General features: G+C 65.4%; 21 protein-coding genes. 10 read left to right on the top strand and 11 right to left on the bottom strand.

All coding sequences use genetic code 11. The features are described from left to right. Positions 1–47: 47 nt before the first annotated feature. Complete coding sequence (locus tag LB566_RS10405; RefSeq protein WP_224624350.1) at positions 48–1,571, bottom strand: ATP-binding protein; 1,524 nt, start codon at positions 1,569–1,571, stop codon at positions 48–50. 254 nt (positions 1,572–1,825) lie between these two features. Beyond that, entirely contained in the window at positions 1,826–2,467 is a 642-nt protein-coding gene (locus LB566_RS10400) for a glutathione S-transferase family protein (protein ID WP_224624481.1), read from the bottom strand. 220 nt (positions 2,468–2,687) lie between these two features. Here LB566_RS10400 and LB566_RS10395 point away from each other — a divergent pair, with 220 nt between their 5' ends. Further along, a complete protein-coding gene (locus tag LB566_RS10395; protein WP_140500102.1) occupies positions 2,688–2,993 on the top strand; it encodes a hypothetical protein in 306 nt (101 codons plus the stop codon). 248 nt (positions 2,994–3,241) lie between these two features. Continuing rightward, complete coding sequence (locus LB566_RS10390; RefSeq protein ID WP_224624349.1) at positions 3,242–3,613, top strand: endonuclease domain-containing protein; 372 nt, start codon at positions 3,242–3,244, stop codon at positions 3,611–3,613. A 200-nt stretch (positions 3,614–3,813) separates the two neighbouring features. On the opposite strand, the gene LB566_RS10385 is transcribed toward LB566_RS10390, so the two are convergent. The 3 genes from LB566_RS10385 to LB566_RS10375 all read right to left on the bottom strand — a co-directional run bounded on the left by LB566_RS10385 (position 3,814) and on the right by LB566_RS10375 (position 6,694). After that, positions 3,814–4,644, bottom strand: coding sequence for an aldo/keto reductase (locus LB566_RS10385; RefSeq protein ID WP_224624348.1), 831 nt, complete (start codon positions 4,642–4,644; stop codon positions 3,814–3,816). Between the two features lie 159 nt (positions 4,645–4,803). Then, complete coding sequence (locus LB566_RS10380) at positions 4,804–5,436, bottom strand: DUF5074 domain-containing protein (RefSeq protein WP_224624347.1); 633 nt, start codon at positions 5,434–5,436, stop codon at positions 4,804–4,806. 37 nt (positions 5,437–5,473) lie between these two features. Continuing rightward, positions 5,474–6,694 (bottom strand): helix-turn-helix domain-containing protein, encoded by a 1,221-nt coding sequence (locus LB566_RS10375; RefSeq protein ID WP_224624346.1) that lies wholly within the window; start codon positions 6,692–6,694, stop codon positions 5,474–5,476. Positions 6,695–6,801: 107 nt separating this feature from the next. Between LB566_RS10375 and LB566_RS10370 the strand changes: the two genes are divergently transcribed. The 3 genes from LB566_RS10370 to LB566_RS30320 all read left to right on the top strand — a co-directional run bounded on the left by LB566_RS10370 (position 6,802) and on the right by LB566_RS30320 (position 8,155). Continuing rightward, positions 6,802–7,554 carry a DUF899 domain-containing protein gene (locus LB566_RS10370; protein ID WP_224624345.1) on the top strand — a complete coding sequence of 251 codons (753 nt, stop codon included), beginning with the start codon at positions 6,802–6,804 and terminating at the stop codon, positions 7,552–7,554. 120 nt (positions 7,555–7,674) lie between these two features. Next, positions 7,675–7,995: a hypothetical protein gene (locus LB566_RS10365; RefSeq protein ID WP_224624344.1), complete on the top strand. Its 321-nt coding sequence runs from the start codon at positions 7,675–7,677 to the stop codon at positions 7,993–7,995. Positions 7,996–8,026: 31 nt separating this feature from the next. After that, complete coding sequence (locus LB566_RS30320) at positions 8,027–8,155, top strand: hypothetical protein (RefSeq protein WP_263498082.1); 129 nt, start codon at positions 8,027–8,029, stop codon at positions 8,153–8,155. Between the two features lie 85 nt (positions 8,156–8,240). Here the strand turns inward: LB566_RS30320 and LB566_RS10360 are convergent, their stop codons facing one another. Both LB566_RS10360 and LB566_RS10355 read right to left on the bottom strand, forming a co-directional pair. Next, a complete protein-coding gene (locus LB566_RS10360; protein WP_224624343.1) occupies positions 8,241–9,239 on the bottom strand; it encodes a bestrophin family protein in 999 nt (332 codons plus the stop codon). A gap of 57 nt (positions 9,240–9,296) precedes the next feature. After that, a complete protein-coding gene (locus tag LB566_RS10355) occupies positions 9,297–9,911 on the bottom strand; it encodes a TetR/AcrR family transcriptional regulator (RefSeq protein WP_224624342.1) in 615 nt (204 codons plus the stop codon). Positions 9,912–10,216: 305 nt separating this feature from the next. Here LB566_RS10355 and LB566_RS10350 point away from each other — a divergent pair, with 305 nt between their 5' ends. From LB566_RS10350 to LB566_RS10340, 3 genes are read left to right on the top strand one after another with little or no spacing between them, the layout of a single operon-like run. After that, the gene (locus tag LB566_RS10350; RefSeq protein WP_140552266.1) at positions 10,217–10,696 is read left to right on the top strand and encodes a (2Fe-2S)-binding protein; all 480 of its coding nucleotides are present in this window, start codon (positions 10,217–10,219) and stop codon (positions 10,694–10,696) included. After that, on the top strand, positions 10,693–11,676 hold the full coding sequence (locus LB566_RS10345; RefSeq protein ID WP_224624341.1) for an FAD binding domain-containing protein: 984 nt from the start codon (positions 10,693–10,695) through the stop codon (positions 11,674–11,676). Before LB566_RS10350 ends, LB566_RS10345 begins: the two co-directional genes overlap by 4 nt. Next, positions 11,673–13,970, top strand: a complete 2,298-nt coding sequence (locus LB566_RS10340) for a xanthine dehydrogenase family protein molybdopterin-binding subunit (RefSeq protein WP_224624340.1) — start codon at positions 11,673–11,675, stop codon at positions 13,968–13,970. Before LB566_RS10345 ends, LB566_RS10340 begins: the two co-directional genes overlap by 4 nt. Before the next feature lie 474 nt (positions 13,971–14,444). Here the strand turns inward: LB566_RS10340 and LB566_RS10335 are convergent, their stop codons facing one another. From LB566_RS10335 to LB566_RS10325, 3 genes are all read right to left on the bottom strand, one after another. Next, entirely contained in the window at positions 14,445–15,188 is a 744-nt protein-coding gene (locus LB566_RS10335) for a membrane-anchored protein (protein ID WP_411910468.1), read from the bottom strand. Positions 15,189–15,255: 67 nt separating this feature from the next. Beyond that, positions 15,256–15,498, bottom strand: coding sequence for a hypothetical protein (locus LB566_RS10330; RefSeq protein ID WP_224624338.1), 243 nt, complete (start codon positions 15,496–15,498; stop codon positions 15,256–15,258). 113 nt (positions 15,499–15,611) lie between these two features. Next, the gene (locus LB566_RS10325) at positions 15,612–16,661 is read right to left on the bottom strand and encodes a helix-turn-helix transcriptional regulator (protein ID WP_224624337.1); all 1,050 of its coding nucleotides are present in this window, start codon (positions 16,659–16,661) and stop codon (positions 15,612–15,614) included. 541 nt (positions 16,662–17,202) lie between these two features. On the opposite strand from LB566_RS10325, the gene LB566_RS10320 reads away from it, so the two are divergent. Beyond that, positions 17,203–17,907 carry a helix-turn-helix transcriptional regulator gene (locus LB566_RS10320; RefSeq protein ID WP_411910467.1) on the top strand — a complete coding sequence of 235 codons (705 nt, stop codon included), beginning with the start codon at positions 17,203–17,205 and terminating at the stop codon, positions 17,905–17,907. A 221-nt stretch (positions 17,908–18,128) separates the two neighbouring features. Next, positions 18,129–22,691, top strand: a complete 4,563-nt coding sequence (locus LB566_RS10315; protein ID WP_224624336.1) for an autotransporter domain-containing protein — start codon at positions 18,129–18,131, stop codon at positions 22,689–22,691. Positions 22,692–22,743: 52 nt separating this feature from the next. On the opposite strand, the gene LB566_RS10310 is transcribed toward LB566_RS10315, so the two are convergent. After that, positions 22,744–23,625: an EamA family transporter gene (locus LB566_RS10310; protein ID WP_140552273.1), complete on the bottom strand. Its 882-nt coding sequence runs from the start codon at positions 23,623–23,625 to the stop codon at positions 22,744–22,746. Positions 23,626–23,751: the final 126 nt, after the last annotated feature.

The following is a 23,751-nucleotide window of genomic DNA, read 5'->3' as shown; positions in this document are numbered from 1 at the left end:
TCGTTATGTTCCAGTGGAAAACCGCAACCATGCCGCGCATGCATCGTTCACAGCGCCAGGCTGCCCTGCTCCGTCTCCTCGGCATTGGGCTCGCCCGGCGCCGCATTGGGATCGCCCGGCGCTGTCGCCCAGGCGAGTTCAACCAGCGTCACGGTGCGCCGGCCGGTGCCGTCGAGCTGGCACACGATCAGGCCCTGCTCCTCGATATAGGTGAGCAGGCGCCGGGCGCGGCGCATGGAGTGCGAGCCATAGGCGCGGGCGATCGCGGCGTCGCTCGGGCAGGGCCAGCCCTCCTTGGCCGCGCGGGCGATCATCATGAACACGCCCTGCATGTCCTCGGGCAGCAGCGAGGCACGCACGGAGACGTCGCGCCATGCATCGCCCTGCGCCATATCGGAGCCGACGCCGGCGCGGGCGCGCGTCAGCATGCGGCGGAACTCCTGCAGATCGGGCACGACCGAAGCCAGCCCCTCGATGCGGCAGCGCACCACGAACTCCTGGTAGAGCACGCCGATGACGCGGAAGCCCGCATCGGGTTCGGCCAGGATGGCGCGCAGGATGCGGTCCATCCGCTCACGCCGCTCCGCCAGGTCCGCCGCGCTGGGCGCCGGCTCGGTCGGTTCGGGGCGGATCTCCAGCGCCGCCGACTTCGCCGCCATCAACTGGTCGAGCAGGTCCGGCGACGTCACCCGCCGCTGCGTCCGCACGGCCTCCGGCGGCGGCGCCGCCAGGATGATCGCGCGGGCATCCTCCAACGCCGCTTCCGGCAACGGCATCAGCCGCGGCGTGCCGTTGCGCGGGCTGGTATCCGTCGGGCCGATGCGCAGGCCGAGCGGACGGCGCGACAGCGCCGGGCCCAGCGCCATGAAATGCCCGCGCTCCAGGTCGCGAAAAGCCTCCGCCTGCCGCCGCTCCATGCCAAGCAGGTCGGCCGCGCGCGCCATGTCGATGTCGAGGAAGGTGCGGCCCATGAGGAAATTGGAAGCCTCCGCCGCGACGTTCTTGGCAAGCTTGGCCAGGCGCTGCGTGGCGATGATGCCGGCAAGCCCGCGCTTGCGCCCGCGGCACATCAGATTGGTCATGGCGCCGAGCGAAAGCTTTCTCGCTTCGTCGGAAACCTCGCCGGCCACCGCCGGCGCGAAAAGCTGCGCCTCGTCCACCACCACCAGCATCGGATACCAATGGTCGCGCGCGACCTCGAACAGACCGCCAAGGAAGGCGGCGGCGCGCCGCATCTGGTTCTCGGCGTCGAGCCCCTCGAGGTTGAGCACCGTGGAGACGCGGTGGATGCGCGCCCGCTCGCCGGCGCTCTGCAACCCGCGCTCGGTATGCTCCTCGGCATCGATCACCAGATGGCCGAAGCGTTCGCCCAGCGACACGAAGTCGCCTTCGGGGTCGATGATGGTCTGCTGCACCCAGGGCGCGCTCTGCTCCAGCAGCCGGCGCAACAAATGAGATTTGCCGGAGCCCGAATTGCCCTGCACCAAAAGCCGGGTCGCCAGCAGTTCCTCAAGGTCCAGCGCCGCCGGCGCGCCCGCGGTCGTCTGTCCCATCTCGATCGCAACGGTCATGTCAGACTCAGCCGCTCCTTCGCAGAGGGACTTATCAACCCGATTGCAACGCGTCGAGCGCCGATGGCCGGCAGTTGGGCGTTGCGCACAGTTGTGCGAATGCTGCCTGCCTGATGTGAACATCCGGCGGGCTGAACGATTGCATGACAAGCGCGCAATCGTTTCGGATGCACATGAAAACAACCAGTTGAAGAGGAATCGCGATTCAAACCCTGAAGCCTGGTCGACCGCTCCCCCGTCGTCTCACGCGGGCATCACAGTCCGGGGACCGGCGCCAATGCGGGCGCGTCCAGTCCCTGGAACGGATCGCGCCAGGCCTCGATCTCCTCGAGCCGGCGATACCAGCGCTCGATCTCGGGATAATCGCCGAGCGGCAAGCGGGCGGCGTCGTTGAAGGGCAGGAACGTCGCCATGCGGAAATCGGCATAGGAAACCGAAGTCCCTGCCAGCCATGGCCGCCGGCCAAGTGCCGCCTCCAGGATCGGCGCGGTCCTGTGGAACTGCTCCAGTCCTTCCGCGACCTTTTCCGCGTCGATCGGACCGATGCCGTAGCGCTGCTTGGTGCCGCGCTCGAAATGAACGATGTCGCAGGCCCTGACGAACTCCTCCTTGCCCCAGCTCAGCCAACGGATCATCTCGGGTTCGTCATCGCCCGCGCGCCAGAAATCCGAACCCATGTCGCGCGAAAGCCGGCAGGCTATGGCGTCCGCTTCCCAGAGGCTCCCACCAGGCCAGGCCAGCAAGGGCAGGGAAAGATTGGGATTGAGCGGACGGAACCGCTCCGCCTGCCCCGGCGCCATGGGCGACGCGAATTCGAACGCGACCTTCGCCCCGAGGTGACGGGCCACCGCGACTCCCAGGCGCGGATTGGGGTTCCGGCTGAAGAACAGTTTCATCCCCGCGTCCGCCCCGTGCGGTTCCGGCCCGACCTTGTCACTCGCCATCGCCTCGCTCCTTTGTTGCGGCATTCACGCCAAGGACGGATAGAGCCGATCGAATCCGACAATGCGGTCGACCGCAATGACGGGTTTTGCGAAAAGTCCGGGTTGACCGCTTCCGGACGCGAGGCGACTATCCCTCTCGAAGCACGGCAATGGATCTCGAGGAGGATGAGCGATGGATGAGCCCGACCGCTGGCGCCACATGTCAAGCGCGCCCAAGGACGGCAGCAGGATCCTCGTCACGGTCCGGCCGTCCGAGCAGGGGCCGGCGGAAGTCGACCTCGCCTATTGGTCGGATGGCGACCAGTTCGGCGAAGAGGGCTGGCGCGCGTCGGACTCCTCGCCCGGCCGCATCGTCGAATATGCCGAGCCGGAGCTGAAATGCTGGATGCCCATGCCCTCGGCCAATCTCGCCCGCGCCTCCATGCCCTCGCCCTGGGAAGGCGACGACGCCCAGCAGCTGGATGGCTCCGGGATTTGAGGCACTGAAGCTGCTGATCTCCTGAGACGCCGGCGGGACAGCCCCCCTCTGCCCTGCCGGGCATCTCCCCACAAGGGGGAGATCGGCTGTCGCGAATGCTTTCGCCAATCTTCAACGTTGAAGAATGTGGCGCTGAAGTCAAAGCTGCCAATCTCCCCCCTCGTGGGGGAGATGTCCGGCAGGACAGAGGGGGGCGCCGTAGAGTAAAAACGTTGTCGTCATAACCTCAGCTCAAGCAACCTCACACCATGCCACACACACCCTTGCCCCCAAAACACCGCGCTAACGCGAAATCGATGCGCAGGATCATGACCGATGCCGAACCAAAGCTCTGGAATGAGCTTCGTGCGCATAGGCTGATGGGCCTGGGCTTTCGCAGGCAATTCCCCATCGCCGGCTACATCGTAGACTTCGCCTGCCCGGAGAAAAAGTTGATTGCAGAGGTCGATGGCTCGCAGCACGGCGACGCCGGTCGTGCAAATGCTGACGAGGCCAGAACCAAACGCTTGGAACAGGATGGCTGGATCGTCTTGCGCTTCTGGAATGACGATGTCATCCGCGACATAGACAATGTCTGCCAGCATATCGTTATCGCGGCAGGTCTGGGCGGGCCACCCTGAGACGCCGGCGGGACAGCGCCCCCCTCTGCCCTGCCGGGCATCTCCCCCACAAGGGGGGAGATCGGCAGCTTTGGCTCCAGCGCCACATTTTTCAAAGTTGAAAATTGGCGAAAGCATTCACGACAGCCAATCTTCCCCCTCGTGGGGGAGATGTCGGGCAGGACAGAGGGGGCCGCCGTAGAGTAAAAACCTTGGTGACCTCAAAACAAGAACGCCGCCGTCGCAGGGTTTGGCCCGACGCGGCCGTCGGCTGAATCCATGCCGCGGATGGCTTTCAGGTCCTGCGCGTCCAGTTCGAAATCGAAGACGTCGAAATTGGCTGATATGCGGTCCTGGTGGACCGATTTCGGGATGACGATCAGCCCTTCCTGGAGATGCCAGCGGATCATCGTCTGCGCCGCGGACTTGCCGTGCTTTGCGGCGATGCCTGCTATGGTCGCGTCGCCGAGCAGCCTGCCGCTGCCGAGCGGGCTCCAGCTTTCGGTATGGATGTTGTGCCGGGCATGGAACTCCCTGATCTCGCGCTGCTGGAAGCGCGGATGCAGCTCGATCTGGTTGACGGCGGGCGTGACGCCGGTTTCGCCGATGATGCGCTCCAGGTGATCCCGGTTGAAATTCGACACGCCGACCGACTTGATCCGGCCAGCCTTCTGCAGCTCGACCAATGTCTGCCAGGCCTCGACATATTTGTCCTGGCTGGGCACCGGCCAGTGGATGAGGAACAGGTCGATCTGGTCGATGCCGAGCTTGTCCATCGTATCCTCGAAGGCGCGCAATGCGGCATCGCGCTGGTGCGCGCCGTTGCGCAGCTTCGAGGTGATGAACAGCTCGCCTCTCGGCACGCCCGCGCTCCGGATCGCCTCCCCCACGCTCTTCTCGTTCTGGTAGCCTTCGGCGGTGTCGATCAGCCTGTAGCCGGCCTTGATCCCCCAGCCCACCACCTTGGCGGTGATAGCGGGATCGACCTGCCACACGCCAAGGCCGAGCCGGGGAATGGTCGAGCCGTCGTTCAACGAAATCTGTTCAGGCATGGTCTGGTCCTTTGTAAAGCTGGTCCAGCCTATCTAGGCCCGGCATCGGACGACGGCCAGCCGGCGGCGGACAAATTGCCGAATGTGTGATCGACACAGGCGATGCTCCTGTCGCTTGTCGCAGGCGCCGGCAGGTGAGCTCACCGCGAAGATCAGCTTTCATTTCGGCCGGCGCACGGTCCTCACCATGCCGCCCGGGCCACCGCCGCAGAAGAAGCGGTCGCCGCCGTCGGATTCGAGCCCCGATACGCCTTTGCCGGGTGGCATGTCCAGCCGTTCCAGCACGTCTCCGGTCTTCGGGTCGACGCGCCGCACGTCGCTCTGGTCGCCTTCCCAGGTGCCGTGCCACAGCTCGCCATCGACCCAGGTCACGCCGGTGACGAAGCGATTGGATTCGATGGTGCGCAGGACCGCCCCGGTCTCGGGATCGATCTGGTGGATCTTGCGCTGGCGGTTCTGCCCCACCCACAACGTGCCCTCGGCCCAGGTGAGGCCGGAATCGCCGCCGCCGCCGGGCGCCGGAATGGTGGACAGCACCGTGCCGGTGTCGGGATCGATCTTCTGGATCCGGTCCTTGGCGAGCTGGTAGAGATAGTGGCCGTCATAAGCCGTCCCGGCATGCGCGGCGACATCGATCGAGCGCACCGCCTGCCCGCTCTCAGGGTCGAAGGCGGTGAGCCCCTTGCCCGAGGCAAACCAGACGTTCTGCCCGTCGAAGCTCACGCCATGCACGCTGTCCACGCCCGCGAAGGGGCCGTATTCGCGCAGGATCTCGGCCGCTGCATGTTTCATCTCTTTTCATCCTCGCCTTTGATCGAATGATCCATTCCTAGCCGTTCGGCAACGGCGCCGGGAGTAACAAGGTGGTCGTGAAACCCGCCACCGGCGGCGTCATCCAGCGGCGCGCCCGGCCATGGCCGAACCATTGCACCTTGCCCGTCTCGGCGAGCTGTTCAAGCGCGCGCTGCACGCTGCGCTGGCTGGATGCGAGCGCCAGCGCCAGCGCCGAGCTCGACCAGGCTTCGCCGTCGGCGAGGAAGGCGAGCACCGCCGCATGTCGCTCCTCGATCGGCCGCGCCAGCACCAGCACCTCGCCGCCCCCTTTCGGCGCCAGCGAAAAACCGCGTTTCGTCGCCTGGATGCCGGCCAGCCCGCGCAGCTCGGCGCGCAGCCGGCCGATCTCGACCCGCAGCCTGGCGCGATGCGATTCGTCGGCGTGCCGGCCGCCGAAGGCCCTGGCGATGAGCGCCGCGCGCGGCATGTCCCCGGGCCAGGCCTCGGCCAATGCGCGCGCCAGCGCAAACAGCACCGGGCGCGTCGCCAGCGAGGCCAGCGCCTCCTGCCTGCGCACGACATGACGAAGAGCGTCGACCACCAACGCTTCCGATGCCTGCAAGGCCTCGACCTCCTCGAGCAGCAGCGGACGCTCCTGGCCGTTCGCGATCAGCCGTGCCGCCGGCGTTGCCAGTGCCCGGAACGCGCTGTCGACCTCGGCCATCAGTCCCGGAATGCCGGACCGCCATGCGGCGTGCCGTGCCCGCTCGAGTGCCGCGCGCGCGGTCTTCGTCCTGAGGCGCCGCATGGCGATGCCGGCGACGACCAGCTCGTGCGCGGCCCGCGAGGCCGGCGGAAAGGGCGTCGCATCGAGCCCGGCCAGCACCTGCTCGGCTTCGTCGAGGCGGCCGATCAGCAACAGGAACCGCACTTCCAGGTGCCGCGCATGCGCGGCGTTCAGCCGGTCGCCTTGCCTTTCCAGCGTCACCCGCGCCGCATCGAGCGCCTCGGCCGGCCAGCCGAGGTCGCGCGAAACCAGCGCGATCTCGGCTTCGGCGACGACGCACCTGGCGCGCGCCACCGCTTCCCTGGGTCCGAAGGCGCGCCCCGCCCGCCGCAGCAGCGCCCTGGCCCGGTCGAGATCGCCAAGCTGCGCCATGGCGATGCCGCGCAGCGCCAGCGCCGGCGCGTCCTCGCGCAGCGCCACGCGGTCGAGCGCGCCGAGCGGATCACCCGCCGCCAGCAACAGCCCCGCGGCCGTGATCAGCGAATCCATCAAAATCCCGCCACGGCGAATCCCGCCACACTTGTAACTCTCACCATCCCGCTGTCCGGCGCTATGTCAGTCCCGTCACATCAAACCGGAACAGCGAGGCAAAAGCCATGACCAAGCAGATGCACACACCGCCGATCGTTTCCCAGCAAGCATGGGAGGCGGCGCGCCAGCAGTTGCTCGTAAAGGAGAAGGCGACGCTCCGCGCCAAGGACGCGTTGGCCGCCGAGCGCCGCCGCATGCCGTGGATGGCCGTCGAGAAGGATTACACGTTCGAAGGACCCAACGGAAAGGCGAGCCTGCTGGACATGTTCGAGGGCCGCCGCCAGCTGATCGTCTACCGCGCCTTCTTCGAGCCGGGTGTGTATGGCTGGCCCGATCACGCCTGCCGAGGCTGCTCGCTGGGCGCCGACCAGGTCTCCAACCTCGCCCATCTCAACGCCCGCGACACCACGCTGGCCTATGCCTCGCGCGCGCCGCAGGCCGACATTGCGCGGCTGAAGAAGCGGATGGGCTGGGCAATGCCCTGGTACACAATCACCGACAGCTTCGACAAAGATTTCGGCGTCGACGAATGGCACGGCCACAACGTCTTCATCCGCGACGGAGACCGCATCTTCCGCACCTATCTGATCAACAACCGCGGCGACGAGGCGATGGGCACCGTCTGGAGCTATCTCGACGCCACGCCGCTCGGCCGTCAGGAGGTCTGGGAGGACTCGCCCGAAGGCTATCCGCAGACCCCGACCTACAAATGGTGGAACTGGAGCGACAATTACGACGCCGACACCGCGCCGGACAAGAAATGGGACGAAGTGTCTGCTGCCGGCGAGGCGGCGTTCCGCAACAAGGACGCCCAGTAGAGCCTGGCTAGAGCGCCGGCTCCGCGCAAGCGCGGCCGGACGCTCTTCGCAAGGCGACAGCTTTCCGGGAAGGCCACAGCCTTCCAGGTCCTCGCCACTACGCGACCGAGGTAGCAAGACATGAGCGACATCCACACAGCCGACCACCCTATTCCCGATCAGGACGCGGCCCGCCTCGGCATCGCCGACTGGCTGGGCCTCGCCGCCGCGCCGACCTTCGCCCTGATGGCGCTGCTGGCCGGCATCTTCGGCGGCGATGCGGCGATGCTGTGCATGGGCACGTCCTCGCCGCTCACCGGCATGCCGGCCATGTACCTGCTGATGAGCGCCTTCCATCTGGCGCCCTGGTTGCGCATGATTTCCAACAGGCAGGCGGGCCGGGACAAAGCAAAGCGCTTGGAGAAAGCACCGCAAAAACAGAGCATTGCGCAAGCAGTTTGAATCGCCGATGCAACCATCAAGGAGAAGGACCATGACACGGACGACCGAGACGCACGGTCCCGACACACGGGAGCCGATCGAGGCGGAGCCGACACGGCGGGGCGACGAGCCGTCGCAACCCGCCAAGGGCTGCCCCTGGTGCACGCCCGAAAAGACCTGACGCTTCGACAACGGAGCCGGCGCGCCGCCCAGGCGGAATGACGCCGGCCGTTCGCCCTGCTCATCGCCGCCAAGCGCGCTGGCTTTTACGTCGCGATGTCGTTGACAGGCAGCAATGGCGCGGGCAGGTCGACCTCGCCGAGCCCGGTCCGCATCTCGATCTCGATGTCGCGGCAGATCTGCGAGATCGGCACATCGTTGGCGTTGCCCTCGAAAGGGTTGGCGCTGCTCTCGCCGACCTGGTCGAGAGACATGTATGCCCAGCCCAGCAGCGTGCTGAACGGGATCGTCAGCCAGATCGCGATCGAGCCCAGCGCCCCGCCGAATTTGCCCATCTCGGCGAAGACCGGCACGACGCCGAACGGCAACAGCGTGCAGAAGATCATGACGAACATGGAACTGACGATGGCGTATTGGCGGGGATAGGGATTGTTCTTGATGCGGTCGCAGCGCGCCTGCTGGTCGTGGAAGTCGCGGATGAGTTTTGTCAGTTCGCCATAGACCTGCGGAGGAATCTTGGCGTCCTTGAACAAGCCATTGACCTGCACCGATTGCATTTCGAGCAAGGCGATCGCCGGGCGGGGCGATTTCAGGACGTCCCCGGTCTGCTCGGCCAGCAACGGCCGCAATTCGTCGGCAATCGAGCCCTTATCCTCCTGGACATGGTAACGCCGCCGATATTCGATATTGGCGGCCCGCGCCATGGATTCCCATGGCATCGGCCGCCGCAGCGCGAAACGCAGCGCCGTCATCCAGGCGATGTGGCGATAGATGAGTTGCTTCGCCGTCGGGGCGTCGGTGAAGTCCTTGCAGAAATTGGACCACAACCGGCTGCTGGCCGTGATTTGCGCAAAGGCCTGCAGCGCTTCACCGCTGCGGGTGAACACCTGGGAATTCTTGAAGCCCGCAACCAGTGACACCGTGGTGCCGAGCACCAGCACGACAGACCATGGCACCGAGAACCCAGCAAGGCCGGGAAGGCGGTAGGCCGCGACGGCCAGTCCGCTGACGACCACCATGTAGATGACGCTGCGCCGCGACCAGAGCGCGAAATCCATCACCTTGTAGGAACGGCCCACATACATAAGATGCCCCCAAATCGCGGACGTGCCCGCTAGCCGCAGGCCAGTCTCAAGTCGCCCTCACCTAGCCTTGGCGGCGCCGAACCGCAATCCGTCCATCAGCAGCCGGACCAGCCGGCGCGAGCGATCGCGCCAATCCGGGGTGTCGGGCGCCGAATAGATGCCGCCCAGCGCATGCAGCACGTCGGACGCGTCGACATCGCCACGGATGGTGCCGTCGGCCACCGCCGCCTCGACCAATTGCCGCAACGCCGCCGAGACCCGACCCGACGTGTCGGAATAGAGATTGGCATTCGCCGTCAACAGGATGCGCAGGCTGGTCGCAAGCCCTCGCTTGGTGGCGATATAGTCGACGAAGCGCCGCATCCATTCTTCCAGCGCGACGTCGGACGGATGCTTTGCCGCCAGTTCGCCGGCAGCCGCGCACAGCCCCTCCACCTCGCGGCGGTAGACCACCTCGACCAGATGCTCGCGTGTCGGGAAATGCCGGTAGAGCGTGCCGATGCCGACGCCCGCGCGGCGCGCGATCTCCTCCAGCGAGGCATCGATCCCGCGCTCGGCGAAGACCGAGGCCGCCACCTCGACCAGCCGGTCGCGGTTGCGCTGCGCGTCGGCGCGCAGCGGCTTGGCCCCTGCGGTCTTCTGGTCGGGGATGGCGGACGGCTCTGCAGCCAATTTTTTCTCCACTGTCGAAATATGGGGCTTGAACCCCATCGGGTCAGCCCCCACGTAATAAACGGAGGCGCCTCCGCTTTAGTGGAGCACCTTTATCATATAATCAAGGGAACCGGTATGTCACGTGCTGAAAGCTTGCAAGCCAAAGCCGATATTCGCTGGAGAGTGGCCGTGACCGCGAGGCTGCCAATCTCACCTCTTGCGAGGAAGATCGCGCTCTCCGCCGCTCCGCCTCCGGCCTTGCCCTTCCCCGCCCCGACACCACTTCATTTCCCTCAGCGTCAAGCAACTGGAGCCAGACGCCCATGACGAACACCACAATCCCCGTCCATCTCGATATCAACGGCCAGCCGCATACGCTGGACCTCGAACCGCGCGTCACGCTGCTCGACGCCTTGCGCGACCGCCTCGGCCTGACAGGCACCAAGAAGGGCTGCGACCACGGCCAGTGCGGCGCCTGCACCGTGCATGTCGACGGCGAGCGCGTGCTGGCTTGCCTGACGCTGGCGGCACAGGCCGAAGGCCGCACCGTCACCACCATAGAGGGGCTTGCACGGGAGGGCGAACTGCATCCCGTGCAGGCTGCCTTCCTCGACCAGGACGCCTTCCAGTGCGGCTATTGCACATCGGGGCAGATCATGTCGGCGGTCGCCTGCATCCGCGAAGGCCATGCCGGCTCCGATGACGAGATCCGCGAATACATGGCCGGCAATCTCTGCCGCTGCGGCGCCTATCCGCACATCGTCGCCGCCGTGCGCCAGGCAGCGCTGGAGGCCGCGTCATGAGGGATTTTTCCTATCTTCGCGCCACATCGGTCGACGCCGCACGCCAGGCGGCCGCCCTGCCCGGCGCCATGCTGCTGGCCGGCGGCACGACGCTGATCGACCTCGCCAAATGCGGCGTCGCCGAGCCCGATAGCCTGGTGGACATCACCCATCTCAAGGGGCTCGATACCATCGAGATCGACGAGCGCGGCGCCGTCATCGGCGCGCTCGCCAGGATGAGCCATGTCGCCGACCATGCCGGCATCAAGGGTGGCTTTCCCGCCGTCTCGGAGGCGTTGTGGCAGGCGGCTTCGGCGCAGCTCCGCAACATGGCAACCGTCGGCGGCAATTTGATGCAGCGCACACGCTGCCCCTATTTCCGCGATCCCTCGAATTTTGCCGCCTGCAACAAGCGCGAGCCCGGCAGCGGCTGTTCGGCGATCGGCGGCGTCACCAGGGGCCATGCGGTGCTCGGCACCAGCGAGGCCTGCATCGCCACGTATCCCGGCGACCTCGCCACCGCGCTGGTCGCCTTCGATGCGGTGGTCCATCTCGGCGAACGTCGCGTCTTGGTCGACGACTTTTTCCTGCTGCCCGGCACCACGCCTCAGAAGGAACACGCGATCCAACCGGGCGAGATGATCACCGCCATCGAAATCCCCGGATCCGCCGCCGCCCGCCGCTCGACCTACGTGAAGGTCCGCGACCGGCAGTCTTACGAGTTCGCCGCCGCCAGTGCCGCCGTCGGCCTCGAACTTGAGGCCGACGGGCGCACCGTCCGCGACCTGCGCGTCGCGCTCGGCGGCGTTGCCACCAAGCCTTGGCGGGCGCGCGCCGTGGAAGAGGCGCTGAAAGGCAAGGTGCTGGAGCCTGAGGCTGTCCGCGCGGCCAGCCTGCTCGCCGTCGAGGGCGCCGTCGACCATGGCGCCAACCACTACAAGATCGAGCTCGCGCCGCGCGTGGTGGCCAGAGCGATCCTCAAACTGGGAGAAGCGGCATGACCGTTCACATCGCAAGACATGGCGACGCCTCCGACGGCGTGCTGGCACAAGCCGTCGGAGGCCGGCTGTCGCGCGTCGACGGCCCGGCCAAGATCACCGGTGCGGCCAAATACGCCGTCGAACAGCAGCTCGAAGGCTTGGCCTATGCCGTGCTGGTCGACAGCACGATCGCGTCCGGCAAGGTGCGCGCCATCGATACGGCGCAGGCTGAGGCGGCGCCCGGCGTGCTGCGAGTGCTGACGCCGGACACCATCATCGCCTTGAAAACCGCGTCGGACTGGTTCGGCATGCCCCCGCCCGACAAGCCCTATTGCCCGCTGGCGCGTGACATCACTTTTTCAGGCCAGCATGTCGCCGCCGTGGTAGCGGAAACCTTCGAGCAGGCGGTCGCGGCAGCGGCCCTGGTCAAGGTCGACTATGACGAGACGCCGGCCATCGTCGACCTCAACGATGCCAAAGCCGGGGACGGCATTCCGATAGAGGCCATGACCAAGGAATGGGGCGACGCGCAGGCTGCCTTTGCGTCCGCTCCCGTCCGGATCTGCGCCGCCTACAACACGCCGCGCGAATATCAGGCGCCGATGGAGCCGCACGGCCTGATCGCCCGCTGGGATGGCGACCGGCTCACTGTCTGGGAGCCGAGCCAGTGGCTCGACGGAATGGCGCGCACCTATGCCGAATGGTTCGATGTGCCGTTCGAGAATGTGCGGCTGGTCTCGCCCTATATTGGCGGCGGCTTCGGGTCCAAGGCGCTGGCGCTCGGCCACGGCGCGGTTGCCGCGAGTGCCGCAAAAATGCTCGGCCGGCCGGTGCGCCTGGTGATGACGCGCCCGCAGACCTTCACCGGTTATGGCGGCCGCGCCGCGACGCGCCAGACGGTGGCGCTCGGCGCCGACGCGGAAGGAAAGATCCAGTCGATCGTGCATCGGGGCGTCAACGAGACGTCGATCGAAGGCATGTGGGTCGAGCCGTTGGCCTCGGTTACCTCGATCATGTACGCGACGCCGAACTTTTCGTCCCGGCAGAACGTCGTGCGGGTAAATTCCGTGGTGCCGGGCGCCATGCGCGCGCCGGGCGAAAACCCTTCGGCCTTCGGCATCGAAAGCGCCATCGACGAGCTCGCTTACGAAGTCGGCATCGACCCGTTGGAGATCCGGCTGCGGAACTATGCCGAGCAGGATCCGGAAGTGAAAAAAGCCTGGTCCACCAGACAGTTGCGCGAGGCTTTTGCCACAGGCGCCGAGCGCTTCGGCTGGGCCAGGCGCACACCGGAGCCGCGTTCGATGCGCGACGGCAGCCAGCTGATCGGCTGGGGCGTGGCCGCCGGCACCTACCCGGTGCGGCGCGCCTATGGCGAGGCGATCGTGCGCATCCTGGCCGACGGCTCGGTCGAGGTCGAAAGCTCCTCGATCGACATGGGCCAGGGCACCTACACCATCCTGGCGCAGACGGCGGCCGAGACGGTCGGCGTGCCGGCCGACGACGTCGTGGTGAAGCTGGGCGATTCCCGCTTTCCCCGCGCCGGCGTCGCAGGCGGCTCGCGCCTGGCCGGCGTCATGACCGGTGCCGTCTACAAGGCCGCTACCTCGGCGCTCGACCAGCTTGTCGGCCTGGCGATCAGCGACCCGCGCTCGCCCTTCCATGCGCTGCAGGCCAACACGCTGGTCGTCGCCAATGGCCGTATCGCCTCGCCGCGCGGCGACGGCCCCGACGTGTCGATCGCCGAGCTCCTCAAAAGCGTCGGCCGCGACCGCATCGAGGCGACAGGCGATACCATGCCGGCCAACTCGAGCGCCGAGGACCGCTACAAGAACTACACCACCATCGCCATGGCGCTGCCGCACACGGAAGGCGACTATTCCCGTCACTCCTGGTGCGCGCATTTCATCGAGGTGCGGGTCGACGAGGATTTCGGCACGGTGCGCGTCTCGCGCGTCGTGTCGGCGCTGGATTCGGGACGGCTCTACAATCCGAAGCTGGCGGAAAGCCAATGGAAGGGCGGCATCATCATGGGGATCGGCCAGGCGTTGCTGGAAGAAGGCATCATCGACCGCCGCCACGGCCGCATCGTCAACAACAACCTCGCCGACTATCTGGTGCCGACCAATGCTGACATCCCGGACATCGAGGTGATCTCGGTCGGCATCCCCGACCCGCACTCCTCGGTACTCGGCGGCAAGGGCGTCGGCGAACTGCCCATCGTCGGTGTGGCGCCTGCGATCGCCAACGCAGTGTTCCACGCCACCGGCAAGCGCGTGCGCGACTTGCCGATCACGCTGGAGAAGTTGATCTGAGGTTTGGAGCTGCCAATCTCCTGCGCAGGGGATTGGCAGCTCGACCGTCTCGCCAATCTCCAGTATCAGCCCCGCCTACCGACATGACCCGCCCCCTCAAGGACGGTCACGCATGGTCGCTCGCCACGCTTTTGCGGCGCAGGCGAACCCGATGCACAACCCTCGTCGGCCACATTAACGGCACGGCAGGTGCCACACATGAACCATTCGTCTCGCCGCCAAACGCATTGACAACGGCGAAATGATTGATCGTGGCCACCATCGCTGCGATCCCAAGCAGGCGCTCAATGACTGCCGAAAGCGGCATACATCAAGTGAGCAAAATCAACATCTTGCGGGGCTTCTGGACAGTTTCGCTTTCCACCCAATCATCAGGCTTTTTGAAATAGCGCGTCCAGCCGCCAATCGGACCGCGCCCGGCCAATTACCGCTTGGGCGTCTGCCGGCCCGTAGGCGAGATATCCGGCGTACAGGTCAGCCCGACATCCTGCCGCCGCACATGGCGGTGCCCTGCCAGAGCGGCAGCCCGGTCGAAACCGCGACTTCAGGATCGGCCGTGAAGATTTTAGCGCCACGGCTGTGAAGCTTCAGCAAGATCGAGCGGTCCATGTCGCTATGAAGCCTCCTCAAGCCGAGCTCGTTGTAGTCATGGCCGGTCGAGCTGGGATTGATGCCGGAGATGACGACAGCCGACGCGCCGCTGTTGAACGCGTAGAGTACGGCGGTGATGCCGTTCGAAAACTTTCCCGCATTGTCCAACTCGCTGTGGCGAGTGCCCATGACCGCTTCGTGCAGGGCCATGCGCTGGTACTTGTTAACCAGCCGGAGCTGGTCGTAGCGATAGTGGAATGCCGCAAGGCCATCGCGCAGGCGCTGCTCGTCCCACTGCCAGCGGAGCACATGCAGAATGCCGGTCTCTTCGCCATTGAGGAGGCGCCGTACGGCCACCGCATTCTGGTTCTTGCCTTCGACCTGGGCGAACTGAAGAAAGGTCGCATCAGGCTTGGCGATGCCCCATTTCTTCGCCACCGACTGCGAACCGTTGACGGTGAGAACCGAAAAGCTCTCGTCGAATCCCTTGGGCCGGTTCGATCCAGGGGCGGAACCGACGACGAGCACCGGGCCCACGAACTGCATTGGATGACGCAGGGGCTGAGGGCGGGAAAATCTGTAGACGAGTGCTTCCTTGATCGTTCGTCTGATCGTGGAATAGCGCATCGACTCGCCAACCCCGTTGAAATCCATGAGGCGTAGAAACCACGCTGCATCATCCTGCGTATGACTTTCAATTCCCCGGAAAGAGAGGCGTTCCGGTGGCGGAGAGAAATTGTAATCCGATCAGCCTGAAATCAGGATTGGGCCAAGCGGTTTGTGCGCGGGGATGGCGGCAAAGATCAAATTCCTGCTCGATCTCGGGATGACGGAGCACGACATCGCTGCTCATTTTAAGATCAAAGACACGAGCCTCAACCCCGAGGACACCCACATCACCGACCCAAAAGCTGGCAAGCCTCATTGTCATCGTCATGCCCGCCACATGGGCTTATCGATGCGCCACCCACACGATGGGCATGAAGGCCATACTCCGCAAAAGCCACCGCCGCCGCGAAAAATCCTGGTTCCGCATGAGCTTCGACGCGCTTAATGCGCTGCCAGGGGCGTGCCTATGTCCGAGACGAGCTTGACGAGATCGGCTTGGCGTCTCGTCCCGGTTTTGGCGAAGATACGATTGAGGTGTGTCTTCAAGGTGTTTTCGCCGATGCCGAGCGACAAAGCGCTCTTCGACGCCGACAATCCGCTGCCGATCCGCAGCAGGACCCGCGCCTCCGCGGGCGTAAGGTCGAACAGCGTGGTCAGGACGGCCTCCGGCAGAGGAGAAGCCGACGTCGTGGTCGATATGAAGACAGCCGCGCATGCCGGCCGGAAAGCCGCGCGCGCGGTTCCTTCGGTCAGCGGCAGCACATAGGCAACGGCGGGTGGGCGGCCCGAGGCCGAGATCGGCAGTCCTATGCCGCGGGCGCCAAGCGAAGCATCCGCGCTCGCCGCACTGGCGATCGCTTCGAGCAGGGCTCGGGCCACCGCCGGATTCTGCGCCTGAAGCAGGCCATTCCTGGAAAGAATCGGACCTTGCGCCGACAACATCCGTTCGGCAGCGCCATTGGCATGGAGGATTGCCCCGTTGGCGCCGGCAAGCACGACAGGCACTGCGAGATTGTCGAGCGCCTGGCGGTAAAGGCTGGCGGTAACGCGAGCCTGGTCGAGCAGGTCTCCGATCAGGGAAGCACGGCGCAGATGCGGCGAGAGCAACGCCAGGAAATGTTGGTCTTCGGCGGATATGGTCCCCCTGTCGGCCCATGTGGTGCAACCCATGAGCCCGATCCGGTCCGATGTGTGGACGAATTTGGTGATGCAGGCTTCGCGCAATCCCTGCGGTTTGGCCCAATTCTGAAAAAATGCCGTCTGCCCGAGTTCGGCTTCGCTCATCAACGACAGCGTCGCGACGGGCGTGTCGACATCGCCGACGACCGCCGTCTTCAGACCTGGAATTGCGTCAAAGTCATAATCCTGGAGCACGCGCATTTGCACGGGATCCCAAGGCGATTGAGCGGCGAAGCGGCCATGATTGTCGGCGGTGCTGGCAAGCGCGATGGTTGTATAGGCCGCGTCCATGGCGGTCGTGATCCGGGTCATGACGCCGGCCCAGCCTTCCGGGTTCAAAACGCAATCGTAAATATCGCCGATAATGGAACCAAGAACTTCGCTGCTCAGCCTCTCCACCACGCCTCCAGACACACTGCGATCTCGCCTCGGAGAATTTTGCGGCGTCATACTTTTGGATGACGCCACTCCTGGCTGATCTCGATTAAGATTCAACTCGATTGCTTGATGCCAGCCGCCACTGTTGCCGGTTATTCTGCCGATGGAAAGTATGGCGATCGGTATTTTTTAAGCGCGGATACTTTATCGAGGTTTTCCATTGTCGCGAAAGACGGTGTTTTCATCGGCTCGGTTGCCACCGCATCTTAACGAACGCGAGCGATTTTTCCTGTGGCAGGACATCCACGTCGCGGAAATATGGTCGGTGGAGTACGGCATATCGGAAAACCTGCCCTTCGAGGCCTCGATCGAAGCCACGGCTGTCGGTTCACTGGTTCTCGGACAAATGTCCGGAACGATCAAGCAGGCGACAAGGAAGGCGAGCAACATCGCCGAGGACGACAATGATGGCTATTTGCTGCTGATCAACAACGCCGACACCCTCTTGTCCGGCGCACAGGTCGGCCGCGAATATGCTGTCGGTCGGGGAGAAGCCGTCCTCGTCACGGCTTCGGAAGCGCTGAAAATGACCGGTGCCGACCGCAATATCTGGACCAATGTGGTCGTCCCCCGCGCGGTCCTCATGCGCGCCTTCCCGCAAATCGACGACAGGCTGGGGTTGAAGATCGGCGCCGACAACGAAGCCCTCGATCTTCTCAAGCGCTATTGCCAGCTTCTTGAAAGCGGCAGCCCGCTCGCCTCGGCCGATCTCATAGCCCATGCGACGGATACGATCGTGGACCTGATCGGCCTTGTGACCGGGGCGAAAGGTCGGGCTGCCGAATTGGCCGGCCTTCGCGGCCTGCGCGCCGCCAGGCTGGAGGCGATCCTGGCAAGCATCGCCGAGGATTTCGCCGACCCCGGCATTTCCGCTCAAGGTGTCGCGCAAAAGCTCGGCCTGTCGGCGCGCTACGTCCACGATCTCCTTCAGGAAACGGGAGTGAGCTTCTCCGAGCGCGTTCTCGAGCTACGGTTGCAGAGCGCCCACAGGATGCTCTCGCTGGGACACAGCGACATGCGGGTCAGCGATATCGCGATGACGAGCGGGTTCAGCGATGTATCGTATTTCAATCGCTGCTTCCGTCGCCGTTTCGGCTACACTCCGACAAGCGCCAGATAAGTTGCGGCATTTTCTGTGGCCGGCCGGCGGGAGTTCGATTCTCTCTTTGAGCGGCCGGTGCGGCGCGCCTGCGCGATCGATGGCGCAGAACTGCCACAGTGCGCGCAAAAGGCACGGCTTTTCACTCCAGTCCAATTCCAGTGCGGCCCTGCCCAAGACAAGCCCGGGCTCCAATGACATGTCAGCCTCAGGGTGAAACGACTGTCATGTCAGGGGTTTGGATGCCGCAGAATGGTTTTGGTGGCCGTAAGGCTAACGCGTGGAAATATCTGGCGCTGACGTCGACGGCGCTGGTCGGGCTCGGCCAGCCGATGGCCGCGACGGCGGCCGAGATCTGGACCGGTGCGGCCTCCACGGATTGGTTTACCGCCGGAAACTGGAACCCCGCCGCCGTTCCGACGTCGGGCGATGACGTTTATCTCGATGCGACGTTCCCGAATCCGGCCGTCATCGATGCGGCGAATGCAGCGGCGCACACTCTGTTTGTCGGCACTATCGCAAGCTACACGGGCTCGCTGACGATTACGAATGGCGGCATACTTGCCGGGACCGCCGGCTATCTCGGCTACGCTTCGGACGCAAGCGGCGAGGTAAGCGTGGTTGGAGCAGGCTCCGCCTGGAACAACAGTTCGGACCTTTTCCTTGCCTTGGGCACCAACAGCAGCGGCACCTTGACGATCTCGAACGGCGGCGTCGTGAGCGACACCGTGGGTCATGTGGGCTACGGCAAGGGCACCGGAACGGTGACCGTAAACGGGCCCGGTTCGACATGGACCAACAGCGGCGATCTCTATATTGCTGAGTTTGGCGACGGCACGCTGGACATCACCAATGGCGGCGCAGTCAACAATGCCACGGGCACCATAGGTTGGCATGCGGGCTCCAACGGTACGGTCACGGTCGACGGCGTGGGCTCGACCTGGACAAACGCTTCCCACCTGTTCATCGGCGATCAGGGCACCGGTACGCTGACGGTTTCGAGCGGCGGCAAAGTCAGCAACCTGAGCGGCATTTTGGGCAACCTGGCGGGTTCCACTGGCACGGCAACCATCGATGGTGCTGGCTCCACCTGGGCCAACGCCGCGCTCGCGGTCGGCAACGCGGGTTTCGGCACGCTGACGATAACGAATGGCGGTAAAGTCACCAGTTCAGTGGGATATGCGGGCTATGCCGCGGGCTCCACCGGCATGGTGGCGGTCGACGGTACCGGATCGTCCTGGACAAACACTTCCGACCTGTTCATCGGCGACCAAGGCCAGGGTGCGCTGACGGTCTTGGGCGGCGGCACGGTCAGCAGCGCGATCGGCACGATCGGCGCGCTGACGGGCTCTGTCGGCTTCGCGACGGTCACCGGTTCCGGCTCGACCTGGACCAACAGCTCGGATCTATTCGTTGGCGATAGCGGCAGCGGCACGCTCTTGGTTGGAAGCGGCGGCGTGGTCAGCAACGCCTCGGGGAATATCGGCGCGAAGGCAGGTTCGACCGGTTTCGCGTTCGTCGACGGCGCCGGCTCGACCTGGAACAACAGCTCCAACCTGGCTGTGGGCGATTTCGGCACCGGCACTCTGGCGATCTCCAGCGGCGGGGTCGTCAAGAACAGCGCGGCGGTCATTGGCGCGAAGGCAGGTTCGACCGGCAGCGTGTTCGTCGAAAATGCCGGCTCGACCTGGACCAACAGCTCCAACCTGACTGTGGGCGATTTCGGCACCGGCACTCTGGCTATCGCCAATGGCGGCGTCGTCAGCAATGCCTGGGCCTATGTTGGCAACTCTGCGGGCTCGACCGGCGCCGTGTCCGTCGATGGAACGGGCGCGGCCTGGAACAGCAGCGGAAACCTGTATCTCGGCGGGCTCGGCACGGGCACGCTGTCGATCTCGAGCGGCGGCGCAGTCAGCAGCGACGCGGGCTTTGTCGGCTACGGTGCCGCCTCGATCGGCACGGTAGCGGTCGACGGCGCAGGCTCGATTTGGACCAACAGTTCGGACCTGATCGTTGGCGATCAGGGCACAGGTATGCTGACGGTTTCGAACAAGGCCACGGTCAGCAATCAGAACGGCATTTTGGCCAACGTTGCGGGCTCCACCGGCACGGCAACGGTCGACGGTGCAGGCTCGAGCTGGGCCAGCGCAGCCCTTATCGTCGGCTTCGCCGGCACCGGCGAACTGAACATCCTCAACGGCGGCGCGGTCAGCAGTGACCTGGGCTTCGTTGGTCTCGATTCTGGTTCCGCCGGCACGGTCACGGTTGACGGCGCGGGATCGACCTGGACAAACAGTTCCAACCTGTTCGTCGGCGATCTGGGCACCGGCACGCTGAATATCTCGAACGGCGGCAAGGTCAGCGATACCACAGGCTATGTGGGCACATTGGCGGGCTCGACCGGCACGGTAACGGTCGATGGTGCGGGTTCGGCCTGGAACAACAGCTCGGACCTGTTCGTAGGCGGCTTCAGCACGGGTACTCTGACGATCTCGAACAGCGGCACGGTCAGCAATAGCTGGGGCTATATCGGCTTTGTTGCCGGTTCGACCGGCACGGCTGCGGTTGACGGCGCGGGATCGAAGTGGACGAACAGCGGGGACCTCTATGTCGGAGGCTATGGCACGGGCACGGTGACGGTTTCGAACGGCGGCGTGGTCAGCAATGGCTTGGGCTTGGTTGGCTACGCCGCAGGTTCGGTAGGCACGGTAGCGGTCGACGGTGCCGGCTCGATTTGGGCAAACAGTTCGGACCTGACCGTCGGCGAAGACGGCACCGGCACGCTGGCGATCTCAAACGGAGGTATCGTCTCCAGCGCTGCTGGCTATCTGGGCTTTGACGCCGGGGCGGTGGGCACGGCAATAATCAGCGGCGCAGGCTCGACATGGGCCAGCAGCGGAGATCTCGATGTCGGTGTCAGTGGAGCGGGCACACTGACGATCGCCAATGGCGGCGCCGTGTCGAGCGGCGGCGTGGTCAACATCGCCGCCATGGCGGGTTCCGTCGGCACGCTCAACATCGGTGCGGCGAGCGGATCGCCAGCAGCGGCCGCGGGTACGCTCAATGCGGCTGGCGTCCAGTTCGGACCGGGCGCGGGTGCGATCAACTTCAACCACACCGATACGAACTACACCTTCGCGTCGGCGATCGGTGGCGCAGGCACGATCAACCAGATCGCCGGCGCGACGAACCTTACCGCCGATTCGGGCGGCTTCACCGGCGCTACCAATGTGGATGGCGGGCGGTTGGCCGTAAATGGTTCGCTGGCCAACTCGCTGGTGACGATCTTCGGCGGCATTTTGGGCGGCAACGGTACGGTGGGCGGTGTCATGGCGCGGTCGGGCGGCATCATCGCACCCGGCAATTCGATCGGCACGCTCAACGTCGCCGGCAATCTCGACCAGGCGGCGGGCTCGATCTACCAGGTCGAGCTGACCTCGACCGGCCAGGCCGATCTCATCCACGCGACGGGCACGGCGACCATCGCCGCCGGCGCGATCCTCGACGTGATCAAGACCGACGCGGCACCTTACGTGGCGGGCACGCATTACACCGTGCTGCAGGCAGACATGGGCGTCACCGGCACCTACACGATCAGCGGCCTAGGCCCGTTCACCGGCCTTTCCGCGAGTTACGACCCGACGCATGTCTATCTCGACGCGACGCAGGCAAAATCCTTCGCCGAGGTCGGCCTGACGCCAAACCAGATCGCCACCGGCGGTGGTGCCGAAAGTCTTGGCAGCGGCAATCCGCTGTTCGATGCCATATTTGCTTTGCCGAGCGAAGCAGCCGCCCAGGACGCCTTCGACCAGCTTTCCGGGGAAATCCATGCCTCGGCCAAGGGCATGCTGCTTGAAGACAGCCGCTTCGTCCGCGACGCCGCCAGCAATCGCATCGCTGCCGCCTTTGGCGATGGCGGCGCTGCGGCACTGCCGGTCATCGCCTATGGCGAGGGTGGACCGGAAATGGTGGCGGCCGATACCGACCGCTTCGCCGTCTGGGGCCAGGTGTTCGGTTCGTGGAGCAACACCGACAGCGACGGCAATGCCGCCGCCTTCGACCGCTCGACCGGCGGTTTGCTGGCCGGCGCCGATACTTTGGTCGGCGGCTGGCGTGTCGGCCTGATCGGCGGCTACGGCCATTCCTCCTTCGATGCCGACGACCGCGATTCATCAGGCAAGGGTGACAGCTATCATCTCGGCCTCTATGGCGGCACCAACTGGGGTGCCATCGCCTTCCGCAGCGGCGCGGCCTATAGCTGGAGCAGTATCTCGACCAGGCGCTCGGTTGCTTTCAACGGCTTTGCCGATCAATTATCAGCCGACTACGATGCCGGCACCGCGCAAGTGTTCGGCGAACTCGCTTACAAGGCGGATGCCGGTCGCTTCCATTTCGAGCCCTTCGCCAACCTCGCCTATGTCAGCGTGCACACCGATGGCTTCACCGAAACGGGTGGTGCCGCGGCGTTGACCAGCGCCAGCACAAACAGCGACGCCAGCTTCACCACGCTCGGCCTTCGCGGCGCGACCGACTTCGCGCTTGGCGGCATCGACGCCACCGCCCGCGGCACGCTCGGCTGGCGTCACGCCTTCGGCGATGTCACGCCGACCTCCGCCTTCGCCTTCGCCGGGGGCGATCAATTCACCATCGCCGGCGTGCCGATCGCCAGGGATGCCGCAGTGATCGAGGCCGGGTTCGATATGCACCTCGCCGCCAACGCGACGCTTGGCCTGTCTTATACCGGCCAGTTCGGCAGCGGCACGGTCGACCAGGGCGCGAAGGTCGATCTGGGCGTGAAGTTCTAAACGACGATGGCGAAACCGGGTTTGCAGCACGAACCTGTACGTTGACCAGCCCCTACTCCGGCGACGGCACGGGCGGCTTCGACGTCAGTGCGGTGCCGGCGGCCGCGACGATGACGGCGGCGATGCCGGCCAGTTGCGGCGCGGTCAGGCTCTCGTGCAGGAACAGGAAGCCGGCCAGCGCGCCGAGCCCTGGTTCCAGGCAGGTCAGCGTGCCATAGATGCGGGCCGGCATCCGGGTCAGCGCCACCATCTCCAGAAAGAACGGCAGCGCGCTCGAGAACAGGCCGACGAGCAAGGCACTGACCAGGATCGACGGCGCGAGCAGGCCCGTTCCCGCCTGCGCCACGCCGAAAGGCAGCACCAGCACGGCGGCTATCGCCATGCCGTAGGCGGTGGTGCGGGTGCCGAGCTCCGCGCCCGCCTTCTGCGCCAGCACGATGTAGAGCGCCCAGAAACCGCCGGCCGCCAAGGCCAGCATCACCCCGGTCGGATCGAGCGGCTGGAGCGAACGGATGAAGGGTGACAACAGCACGATGCCGGCGACCGCCAGTGCGATCCAGGCAAAGTCGCCCGCGCGCCGCGAGGTCAGCGTCGCCACCAGCAGCGGTCCTGAAAACTCCAGCGCCACCGCGACGCCGAGCGGTATAGTGGCGAGCGCGGCGTAGAACAGGAGGTTTAGCGCGCACAGCGTTACCCCATAGGCGACCAGCCACGGCATGGTGGCGCGCGAAGGCCGCATTTGCCAGGGCCGCAGCACGGCGATCAGCATCAGCGCGCCGACGACCAGCCTCAGCGTCGTCGTGCCCTGCGCGCCGATCACCGGAAACAGCGTCTTGGCGAAGGTGGCGCCGATCTGGATCGACACCATGGCGCCCAGCAGCGCCATCACGGGCAAAGGCGCCGCTTCACGACTGGCAACCGGCGTCGATGTCACTTGATCCCCTCCTCCATGCGCCATCAGGCAAACGCTGCGTCATGGGAGATAGGGCGAACCGGCCCGCTCGTCGTGAGGCAGGGCCGGCATCTGGATGGGGCAAGAAAGGCCACGCACGAGCCGGCC

It is taken from the genome of Mesorhizobium sp. CA13 (assembly GCF_020165235.1).
Classification (GTDB): Bacteria; Pseudomonadota; Alphaproteobacteria; order Rhizobiales; family Rhizobiaceae; genus Mesorhizobium.
This window is presented reverse-complemented; position numbering and strand designations above follow the sequence as displayed.

What these genes read in the sequence shown, in the direction of transcription:
- LB566_RS10405 (WP_224624350.1), bottom strand. Translation starts at nt 1,571, where the DNA reads ATGACCGTTGCGATCGAGATGGGACAGACGACCGCGGGCGCGCCGGCG.
- LB566_RS10400 (WP_224624481.1), bottom strand. Translation starts at nt 2,467, where the DNA reads ATGAAACTGTTCTTCAGCCGGAACCCCAATCCGCGCCTGGGAGTCGCG.
- LB566_RS10395 (WP_140500102.1), top strand. Translation starts at nt 2,688, where the DNA reads ATGGATGAGCCCGACCGCTGGCGCCACATGTCAAGCGCGCCCAAGGAC.
- LB566_RS10390 (WP_224624349.1), top strand. Translation starts at nt 3,242, where the DNA reads ATGCCACACACACCCTTGCCCCCAAAACACCGCGCTAACGCGAAATCG.
- LB566_RS10385 (WP_224624348.1), bottom strand. Translation starts at nt 4,644, where the DNA reads ATGCCTGAACAGATTTCGTTGAACGACGGCTCGACCATTCCCCGGCTC.
- LB566_RS10380 (WP_224624347.1), bottom strand. Translation starts at nt 5,436, where the DNA reads ATGAAACATGCAGCGGCCGAGATCCTGCGCGAATACGGCCCCTTCGCG.
- LB566_RS10375 (WP_224624346.1), bottom strand. Translation starts at nt 6,694, where the DNA reads ATGGATTCGCTGATCACGGCCGCGGGGCTGTTGCTGGCGGCGGGTGAT.
- LB566_RS10370 (WP_224624345.1), top strand. Translation starts at nt 6,802, where the DNA reads ATGACCAAGCAGATGCACACACCGCCGATCGTTTCCCAGCAAGCATGG.
- LB566_RS10365 (WP_224624344.1), top strand. Translation starts at nt 7,675, where the DNA reads ATGAGCGACATCCACACAGCCGACCACCCTATTCCCGATCAGGACGCG.
- LB566_RS30320 (WP_263498082.1), top strand. Translation starts at nt 8,027, where the DNA reads ATGACACGGACGACCGAGACGCACGGTCCCGACACACGGGAGCCGATC.
- LB566_RS10360 (WP_224624343.1), bottom strand. Translation starts at nt 9,239, where the DNA reads ATGTATGTGGGCCGTTCCTACAAGGTGATGGATTTCGCGCTCTGGTCG.
- LB566_RS10350 (WP_140552266.1), top strand. Translation starts at nt 10,217, where the DNA reads ATGACGAACACCACAATCCCCGTCCATCTCGATATCAACGGCCAGCCG.
- LB566_RS10345 (WP_224624341.1), top strand. Translation starts at nt 10,693, where the DNA reads ATGAGGGATTTTTCCTATCTTCGCGCCACATCGGTCGACGCCGCACGC.
- LB566_RS10340 (WP_224624340.1), top strand. Translation starts at nt 11,673, where the DNA reads ATGACCGTTCACATCGCAAGACATGGCGACGCCTCCGACGGCGTGCTG.
- LB566_RS10335 (WP_411910468.1), bottom strand. Translation starts at nt 15,188, where the DNA reads ATGCGCTATTCCACGATCAGACGAACGATCAAGGAAGCACTCGTCTAC.
- LB566_RS10330 (WP_224624338.1), bottom strand. Translation starts at nt 15,498, where the DNA reads ATGACGATGACAATGAGGCTTGCCAGCTTTTGGGTCGGTGATGTGGGT.
- LB566_RS10325 (WP_224624337.1), bottom strand. Translation starts at nt 16,661, where the DNA reads ATGACCCGGATCACGACCGCCATGGACGCGGCCTATACAACCATCGCG.
- LB566_RS10315 (WP_224624336.1), top strand. Translation starts at nt 18,129, where the DNA reads ATGCCGCAGAATGGTTTTGGTGGCCGTAAGGCTAACGCGTGGAAATAT.